3 protein-coding genes are annotated in these 1619 nt (G+C 61.1%); 2 read left to right on the top strand and 1 reads right to left on the bottom strand.

Annotation, left to right across the window (positions count from 1 at the left end):
- A partial coding sequence (locus AX750_RS19205) for a hypothetical protein (RefSeq protein WP_210171820.1) occupies positions 1-341 on the top strand: 341 nt, incomplete at its 5' end.
- On the opposite strand, the gene AX750_RS19200 is transcribed toward AX750_RS19205, so the two are convergent.
- Positions 342-590, bottom strand: a complete 249-nt coding sequence (locus AX750_RS19200) for a hypothetical protein (RefSeq protein ID WP_066720192.1) — start codon at positions 588-590, stop codon at positions 342-344.
- 375 nt (positions 591-965) lie between these two features.
- Here AX750_RS19200 and AX750_RS26220 point away from each other — a divergent pair, with 375 nt between their 5' ends.
- Positions 966-1604, top strand: coding sequence for a hypothetical protein (locus tag AX750_RS26220; RefSeq protein ID WP_156462467.1), 639 nt, complete (start codon positions 966-968; stop codon positions 1602-1604).
- Positions 1605-1619: the final 15 nt, after the last annotated feature.

Genomic DNA, 1619 nt, shown 5'->3' with positions numbered 1-1619 from the left:
CACCGACACGCCCCTCCGACGTCGGGTCGGGGGCGAAGATGTCTGAGCCCTGGCGTCATCAGGTTGAGCTCAAGCTTGACCCGGCAGCGGCGCCTGAGCGCCTCCGCCGGATCGAGGCCTGGTGCGGCGAGTGGCAGATCGGGTTCCAGGTGGTCGATCACTCGCCGGCCGCCACGACGCTGCGGCTCGCCTTTCAGGAGCCTAGGCTGGCGCGCGCCTTCATGGGCCACTTCGGTGGCGTCCCCGTGCCCGACGACGAGGTCGAGCGGGCCATGGTCGAGGATGCCACGGTCGAGGATGCCTATGACCGGCTGGCGAGGGAGTACGACGTCGAGGATTGATCACCAATCGGTTTCGGGCCGCCCCATCTTCGCCAAGCCCGGCTGGATCCCCGTCATGGCGGCAACGCGCCTGGAGACCCGCCACCACAGCTTAGCCGCGTCGAGATCGTCGCGATCCCTCGCCCGACGCGCCAGTTCCCGGGCGGTATAGTAGCCGGCTCCACCCTCACGCTCGACGAGCGTCGTCGCCTCCCGCTCGACGAGCTGGTTGAAGGCGCGGCGGCGGGCGAGCCAGCGGAGGATCGGCATGCTCGCATCTTGGCAAACGGTCGATGGGCCAACAAGTCGCCCTGCCGCCCCCTCATGTTATCATCGGCGGCTTTACAATGACCGTCCAGACCACCTTCTCCAATCATCCGTACAGCAAAGAGCAATTCGGGCGAGGCCACTTAGGCCCATGGCGCATGCGGCACCTGTGACAAAATTCATGTGAACCAATGCTGCTCAATGACGACATTCATCATTAAGCAGCCATCGCGGAAGAGGTGAAACTTCGTCAGCTGTTCGAAACATTATAGCGACGAGAAGTCGATACAACCCGCATCGCGAGCTACGACCGGTAAGTGACCGAGCCGGCGAGCAACTCACTGGCGAGCAGGAAGCTCAACGACAGGATCATCAATCATGACGATGGCGACGCTCCGAAATGCCGATGTCTATACCCCCAAACTCAAATCCAATGAGCCAAGTATCTGGTACGGTACAATAATTTCATCAGATGGCAAATCCGCTGACCTCGTCTATCATGGCTTTGCCAATTCTGCCGCAGAGATCATCACGGCAACGCGTTCGGCTGCAACATGCGCACGCTCGACGATCGCCTTCTCTCGCGGCTCCGTTCTGGATGCCCAGATTGCGTTCGAATCGGCGGATGTTACCGCTGGCCGCCCAAACAAGAAGCCACTCGATCCTCGGAAGATCCTCGACATCGGAGGAACGCGCTACTCTTTTTCGCCGGATTTTAATTGGAATGGTGAGAATCACCTGAGGCTGGACTTCTGGTCACACGAACTGGTCGTGTCGGCTCACGCATTTTACCCGGCCCCGCCCCAACACCCGCGCAAGCCGAATGGAAAGAATAGCCGTAGGGCGAGCACCGAACGGACCATCGTCCCCCTGATGGAGTCTGTCCTGCGGACCGACCCAGCGGTTCGCCTGGCGCTCGCTGCCGACCGCGTCCTGTTGGTCAAATGGGGGGCAGGATTTTTTCCAGGGTTACCCTTCTGTCAGGCGACACGACAAACTGCCCCCCTGACGCCATGAGGAACTGACCCCTCT

The organism is Methylobacterium sp. CCH7-A2, assembly GCF_001557075.1.
GTDB lineage: Bacteria > Pseudomonadota > Alphaproteobacteria > Rhizobiales > Beijerinckiaceae > Allobosea > Allobosea massiliensis.
This window is presented reverse-complemented; position numbering and strand designations above follow the sequence as displayed.